At 33.4% G+C, this 6,813-nt stretch carries 8 protein-coding genes, 1 tRNA gene and 1 pseudogene; 4 read left to right on the forward strand and 6 right to left on the reverse strand.

Translation table 11 applies throughout. The features are described 5' to 3' along the window. The 3 genes and pseudogenes from WBN21_RS04960 to map all read right to left on the reverse strand — a co-directional run. A pseudogene (locus tag WBN21_RS04960) lies at nt 1-229 on the reverse strand (SAM-dependent methyltransferase); the annotation flags it as partial. A gap of 25 nt (nt 230-254) precedes the next feature. Continuing rightward, complete coding sequence (locus WBN21_RS04965) at nt 255-629, reverse strand: GxxExxY protein (RefSeq protein ID WP_424198180.1); 375 nt, start codon at nt 627-629, stop codon at nt 255-257. A gap of 41 nt (nt 630-670) precedes the next feature. Further along, a complete protein-coding gene (gene map, locus WBN21_RS04970; protein ID WP_424198181.1) occupies nt 671-1,489 on the reverse strand; it encodes a type I methionyl aminopeptidase in 819 nt (272 codons plus the stop codon). A gap of 121 nt (nt 1,490-1,610) precedes the next feature. On the opposite strand from map, the gene WBN21_RS04975 reads away from it, so the two are divergent. Then, nucleotides 1,611-2,876, forward strand: coding sequence for an acetyl-CoA hydrolase/transferase family protein (locus tag WBN21_RS04975; protein ID WP_424198182.1), 1,266 nt, complete (start codon nt 1,611-1,613; stop codon nt 2,874-2,876). Between the two features lie 7 nt (nt 2,877-2,883). Here the strand turns inward: WBN21_RS04975 and WBN21_RS04980 are convergent, their stop codons facing one another. Then, nucleotides 2,884-3,288, reverse strand: a complete 405-nt coding sequence (locus WBN21_RS04980) for a BT0820 family HAD-type phosphatase (protein ID WP_424198183.1) — start codon at nt 3,286-3,288, stop codon at nt 2,884-2,886. A 53-nt stretch (nt 3,289-3,341) separates the two neighbouring features. Next, on the reverse strand, nt 3,342-4,856 hold the full coding sequence (gene gpmI, locus WBN21_RS04985; protein ID WP_424198184.1) for a 2,3-bisphosphoglycerate-independent phosphoglycerate mutase: 1,515 nt from the start codon (nt 4,854-4,856) through the stop codon (nt 3,342-3,344). A 253-nt stretch (nt 4,857-5,109) separates the two neighbouring features. Here gpmI and WBN21_RS04990 point away from each other — a divergent pair, with 253 nt between their 5' ends. Next, on the forward strand, nt 5,110-5,514 hold the full coding sequence (locus WBN21_RS04990) for an ankyrin repeat domain-containing protein (RefSeq protein ID WP_424198185.1): 405 nt from the start codon (nt 5,110-5,112) through the stop codon (nt 5,512-5,514). 79 nt (nt 5,515-5,593) lie between these two features. Here WBN21_RS04990 and WBN21_RS04995 read toward each other — a convergent pair whose 3' ends face one another. Next, nucleotides 5,594-5,944, reverse strand: coding sequence for a GNAT family N-acetyltransferase (locus WBN21_RS04995; RefSeq protein ID WP_424198186.1), 351 nt, complete (start codon nt 5,942-5,944; stop codon nt 5,594-5,596). Between the two features lie 175 nt (nt 5,945-6,119). Between WBN21_RS04995 and WBN21_RS05000 the strand changes: the two genes are divergently transcribed. Together WBN21_RS05000 and WBN21_RS05005 are read left to right on the forward strand one after the other, a co-directional pair. Then, nucleotides 6,120-6,545 (forward strand): GNAT family N-acetyltransferase, encoded by a 426-nt coding sequence (locus WBN21_RS05000; protein ID WP_424198187.1) that lies wholly within the window; start codon nt 6,120-6,122, stop codon nt 6,543-6,545. 47 nt (nt 6,546-6,592) lie between these two features. After that, nucleotides 6,593-6,665, forward strand: a tRNA-Gly gene (locus tag WBN21_RS05005). The last annotated feature ends 148 nt before the right edge of the window (nt 6,666-6,813 follow it).

The raw sequence follows: 6,813 nt of genomic DNA on the forward strand, positions 1-6,813 counted from the left end.
ATAATAATCTGTGGCGCTCTAAACTTAAAGTAGGAGGGGATAAAACATTGTTGCGTTGCGTATCATAACCGTAAGGTAAAAAGGTTTTAAAACTTTTGCCGTCTATTGGGTCAGTAAATTTTTCTCCTTTTAGAAAGAACGCTAAAACAGGTCGAATAATGTAGCTTAACCTAATAAGTATTGGCCTTGGGATTGCATTTAGAATTAATTTGAAGAGTTTCTTTGACACGAATTTCACGAATTTTCACAAATCATTATAAAATGACTCTCTTATATTTTAAACTATCTTCTCCAAAATTAATTAAAATTCCTAGCTGTAATTTTGAAACCGCTAAATAATTTAATGTTTGTTTAGTATGAGCAGTAGTTAAACAGTTAATAGCCTTTAATTCGAGTACTATTTTATCATTTATTATAAAATCTGCTTTGTATTTATGAGGTAATAAATTCCCTTTATATGTAATTCCGAATTTCTTTTCTCTAGAATATACTATTCCATTATCCATAAACTCTATTTCCAACGCATCTGCATAAACAACTTCATTAAAGCCTTTCCCCAATTGGTTATGCACTTCCATGCAAATACCAATAATTTTGTAGGCATCTTCTTTATAAATTATTTCAGTCATTTAGTGATAGAGTAAGAATTTGTGAAAATTCGTGTCAAAAATTAAAGCACTAAAGCTTTTTGACGAAATTCATCTTCTTCATTGCTTTCAATACCTAAAGCTTTATAAATATAAGCAAACGTTGAAAGTAGCTCTGGTTTACCGTCAACTAAAGCCACATCATGCTCGAAGTGGGCAGAAGGTTTATTGTCTTGAGTGGTAATAGTCCAACCATCTCTATGTTGTTTAATACGATGAGTTCCCATATTTATCATAGGTTCGATGGCTACTACCATCCCTTCAATAAATTTTTTGCCTCTGCCACGTTTCCCATAATTTGGCATTTCTGGATCTTCGTGCATTTTAGTTCCCAAGCCATGGCCAACAAGTTCTCTTACTACACCATAACCATGGTCTTCACAATATTTTTGAATGGCATAACCAACATCGCCAACACGATTATTAGCCTTAAATTCTCTGATGCCAATATATAAAGACTCTTTGGTTACTTGGAGTAATTTTTCAATTTCTGGATCAATTTCTCCTATAGCAAATGTATACGCATGATCGCCATAAAAACCGTTTTTTAAAGCACCACAATCAATTGAAATAATATCGCCTTCAATTAGGGGGTCGTTGTTTGGAATACCATGAACAACTTGCGAGTTAGGACTCATACACAACGTGTTAGGGAAATCATATAATCCTAAAAAACCCGGAATTGCTCCGTGGTCTCTAACGCATGTTTCGGCTATTTTATCTAATTCAAGGGTTGTAACTCCAGGTTTAATAGCTTTTGCTAATTCCCCTAAAGTTTTAGATACTATTAAAGCACTTTCGCGCATTAATTCAATTTCTTCTCTGGTTTTTACTATAATCATATTTTAAAAATATTAGCAAAGATACTCAATTAAATAAATAATAAATCTTGTAGAATATGACATATGATAGTTTTTTTTCCCTTTTAAATCGCTAGTTTTAATCAATTAAATTTTTAAAAAAATGTTTAAAAGTGTTAGTGCTCAGGAAGCCGTAAAAGTTATTAAAAATAACGATAGAGTTTACTTGCAAGCTGCAGCCGCTGTACCTCAAATATTGGTGAATGCCATGACAGAGCGTCACGAAGAATTAAGAAATGTTGAGGTTTGTCATTTACATGTTGAAGGTAATGCGCCCTATGCTAACCCTGAATTTAAAAAGAGTTTTCATGTAAATTCCTTTTTTATTGGAAATAATGTACGCCATACTCTGACTGCGGGAAATGGATCATATACTCCAGTTTTTTTAAGTGAACTACCGTTATTATTCAAAAGAAATATTTTGCCTTTAGATGTCGCTTTAATTCATGTTTCTGTTCCAGATAGACATGGGTATTGCTCTTTAGGGGTTTCGGTAGAGGCTACTTTAGCGGCTATTGATAATGCGAAAATTGTTATTGCTCAAGTAAATGAACAAATGCCTAGAACTCATGGCGATGGTATTATTCATTATACTGAAATTGATATGTTCGTTGAATGTAACGAAGCCATACCGACACATATTTATGGCAATCCATCTAAAATTGAAGATGAAATAGGTGGTTATATTGCCAATTTAATTGAAGACAGGAGTACTTTGCAAATGGGAGTAGGGGCTATTCCTAATGCCGTATTATCTCGACTTAACAATCATAAAGATTTGGGTCTGCATACTGAAATGTTTTCAGATGGAGTTATAGATTTGATTCTAAATGATGTTATAAACGGTAATTATAAAACTATAAATCCAGGGCGTGCTTTAACAACATTCGTTATAGGGTCGAAACGTTTATATGACTATATTGATGATAATCCTTTTATTGAAATGCGTGCTTCAGATTATGTAAATGATGTTTCAATTATAAAACAAAATCCTAAAATGGTGGCAATAAATTCTGCTATTGAAGTGGATGTTACAGGTCAAGTTTGTGCAGACTCTTTAGGGTCAAAAATGTATTCAGGAGTTGGTGGGCAAATGGATTATATAAGAGGTGCGTCATTAAGTGAAGGTGGAAAAGCAATTATAGCTTTGCCTTCTGTTACGAAAAATGGTATTAGTAGGATTGTACCTTGTTTAAAACCTGGAGCAGGTGTAGTTACAACAAGATCGCATGTGCATTATGTAGTTACAGAATATGGCGTTGCTAATTTGTATGGAAAAACGATTAATAATCGAGTTAAAGCCTTAGTCAACATAGCACACCCTGATCATAGAGAATCCATTGATAGGGCTTATTTTGATTTGATATAATTTTATATTATTTTAAAAAACCAAAAAAGCCTTTTTTCTTTTCAGGAATTGGAGGAACAGTATTGGTTAACATTTGATAAACTTCTCCCCATCCGGGAAAACCACCTATGTTTCTGTCGTCGATAAATAAATCGGCATGTATCTTTCTACTTATATCATTGGTGTATTCTTCCTCTGCAAAACTTTTATTTACTGCATAAAAGCGAATGCCATTTTCTTCGCAAAATTTTACTGCGTCATCAAGTTTATCTCCACATCGATAGGTCCATAAAATAAGTCTATGTCCATCTTCTTGTAACTTTTTCAATGTTTCAAATGCAAATAATATGGGCTTACCAACTTTTGGATAGGCATCTTCAACTATAGTGCCGTCAAAATCAACAGCAATAATAAGTGTATCGTTAAAATTCATTCAATTTAGGGCTTTAATAACGGTACAAAGTTACACTATTTCTTCTAAATTAATTAAACTAAGGAGTGCTGTGTCATGGCAGCTGGTTGTTCAACATTCATAAGTTTCAAAATGGTTGGTGCCACATCACCTAAAACGCCATCTTTAATTTCTTTAAGTTCCTTATCAATTAAAATGATAGGCACCGGGTTTGTTGTATGTGCCGTATTTGGAGAACCGTCAGGATTTATCATAGTTTCGCAGTTTCCATGATCGGCAATAAGAATGGTTGTGTAGCCATTTTCTAGTCCTGCAGTTACAACATCCTTAACGCAAGCATCAACAGCTTCGCAAGCTTTTATTGCAGCCTCCATAACACCAGTATGACCAACCATATCGCCGTTTGCAAAGTTCAAACAAACAAAATCGGCGTCGCCCTTTTTAAGTTCAGGAACTAATGCATCTCTTAATTCGTATGCGCTCATTTCTGGTTTTAAATCGTAAGTTGCCACTTTTGGTGAGTTTTTAAGAATACGAGATTCTCCTTTAAAAGGCTTTTCCTGACCGCCAGAAAAGAAAAATGTAACATGCGGATATTTTTCAGTCTCAGCAATTCTAATTTGCTTTTTACCATGTTTAGATAAAACTTCACCTAGTGTTTCAGTAATATTATCTTTTTCGAAAATGACTTTTATCCCTTTAAATGCATCACTATAATTCGTTATAGTTACATAATACAAGTCCGTTTTTTTAGTATTGTATTCCGGAAAATCTTTTTGATTTAACATTTCGGTTAACTCACGACCTCTATCTGTTCTAAAATTAAAGAAGATAACCACATCACCTTTTTCAACTTTTGCATTTGGCTGGTTGTTTTTATCAGTAATGATTAATGGTTTGATGAATTCATCCGTCACATCATTATCATAATTTGCTTGAATTTCAGCTGTAGGATTTGAAGTCAACTTTCCAAATCCATTAGCAATGGCATCATAAGCTAGTTTTACACGTTCCCATCGGTTATCTCTATCCATGGCATAATAGCGACCGGTAATAGAAGCTATTTTTGTGTTAGTTCCTTTTATATAATTTTCTAAGTCTTCAACATATCCCTTACCAGATTTAGGGTCCACATCTCTACCATCTGTAAAAGCGTGTACAAAAGAATTTACACCTGCTTTATTGGCTGCATCTATAAAACCTTTTAAATGACTGGTGTGCGCATGAACGCCACCATCACTTAATAATCCTAAAAAATGAACCTTTTTATTATTATCCGAAGCATATTTTAAAGCATCAATTAAAACCTTTTCGTCTTTTAAGGTGTCTTTTTCAATGGCTAAATTAATTTTAGCCAAATCCTGATATACAATTCTACCAGCACCCAAATTCATGTGTCCAACTTCACTATTTCCCATTTGTCCTTCGGGTAAACCAACATGCAAGCCATCGGTTCGAAGGGTTGCATAAGGATATTTTTTATATAAAGAATCTATAAATGGTACGTTGGCATTATCGATAGCAGAAACTTTTGGGTCTGGAGAATTTCCCCAACCGTCAAGAATCATTAAAATAACTTTTTTGTTCATTTTTATGTTAAAATTTTAAAACTAAGCAAAGATAATAAAGTTAGTGAAATAAGGGACTATAAAACCTTTGAAAAGCCTTATTTTTTAAGGATTTATATGGGGTTGATAAAAGAAAACAATTTCGTTAATAATGTGTGAAAAAAACGTTAAAAATGTGTTATAAATGATTTTTTGTGTAACAGTTTGCCAATATTATCGTCTCTTTAGTATATCAAAAAACATAAATCAATAAATCAAATTAAAAACTTTCATCATGAAAAAAACAATCATTATTTCCGCAATGGCGTTATGCTTTTCAATGGCATCAGTTAACGCAACACCACAAACTTTAAATGAAAATTACAACGTTGAAGCTTATTTTAAAGTGAATTCGTTTTGTGTTTCCATTGCTAAAGGCGATCTAGAAACTGTTCAGAAACTAATTAGTAGAGGAGCAGATGTAAACGAAAAATCAAATGGCATGACTCCAGTAATGTATGCTGCTAAGTTTAATAGAACTGATATTTTAGAACTATTAATCGTGCATGGTGCTGACTTAAAAGCAAAGTCAGATAAAAAAATGACGGCTTTAAAATATGCACAAATCCATGGAGCTAAAGATGCAGAAACAATTTTAGTAAAAGCAATTGCTGAAGCAAAAGCTGAAAAAAGAAAATAATTATAAAAGAAAATAATTATTTGAGCTAGTCACTCGTAATAAAAAGCCTCGGTTAACGAGGCTTTTTTATGTTCTATAATTATAAAATTTTCCACATCATGTAATGCAAACCAATGTCGGATATGTTAAAGGGGTTTCCAGTAATTTGGTATCCTGTTTTTTCGTAAAACGGAACGGCTACTTCTCTAGCGTTACACCAAATTATTTTCGTGTTTTTTTCTTTAAGCAGCTGTTCGCCATGTTTTAAAATAATTTTCCCCAGATTTTTTCCTTGATGTGTTTTTAAAACGGCCATGCCTCTTAACTGATACTGAGAAACATTTTGAAGGTTCGTATTTTGGTTTTTGAAAAAAGAACAAATACCGACTATTTTAGTATCTATAAATATTCCTAAATGAATGGTAGTTTCAAGATTGTCGCCATCAAACACGCAAGTTTCAACAGGCTTTCCTGCTCGTAAAACAGGATGCCTTACTTGATAGGTTTCTTCCGAAGTGATTTGTTTTATTATGTAGTTTGAAGGTTTAATAAGTATGGGTTTCTTTTTAGTGTTTCAAACTTAAAAATATTTTGAAGAATTATTACCTTCACTTAAAACTTATTTTATGCCATTTGAATTTAAAATTATTGAGAAAGAAAAAATTAACGACGTTGTGCCTTTGGTTGAAAAACTGAATGATTTTAAAGTATCAAAAACCGAACTAGAACAGCGTTTTTCTGAAATGATTAACCAAAACTATGAGTGCGCGGTTGTTTATGATGGTGATAAATTGATAGGTGTTTGCGGTTTGTGGTATTGTACTAGACACTATTCTGGCAGAAGTGTTGAGCCAGACCATGTGGTAATTGATGACGCTTATAGAGGACAGGGAGTTGGGAAGCTTTTTTTTGGATGGATTTATAAATATGTTACAAAAAAGGGTTTTGAGGCTATGGAGCTAAACACTTATGTAATTAATTATCAATCACATAAATTTTATTTCAATGAAGGGTTTAAAATTTTGGGTTATCATTTTATAAAAAAGCTTTAATTTTTGTTGCAGAAGCAGAAACTGTTTATATATTTGCAGCGTAAAAAGCGGGAGTAGCTCAGTTGGTAGAGCGTCAGCCTTCCAAGCTGAATGTCGCCAGTTCGAACCTGGTCTCCCGCTCAAAGAGCCTCATAGAAATATGAGGCTTTTTTTATGCGGATATGTGTTAGTTGGAAACAGTAATTGACTTTAGCTGGTTTGACCGCGTGAGGGATAGTAGTGGAAAGCCCACAGCCCGACGCAGGAGGTGCGAGGACTTGTAACGGAT

It is taken from the genome of Algibacter sp., assembly GCF_049667265.1.
Taxonomy (GTDB): domain Bacteria; phylum Bacteroidota; class Bacteroidia; order Flavobacteriales; family Flavobacteriaceae; genus Algibacter_B.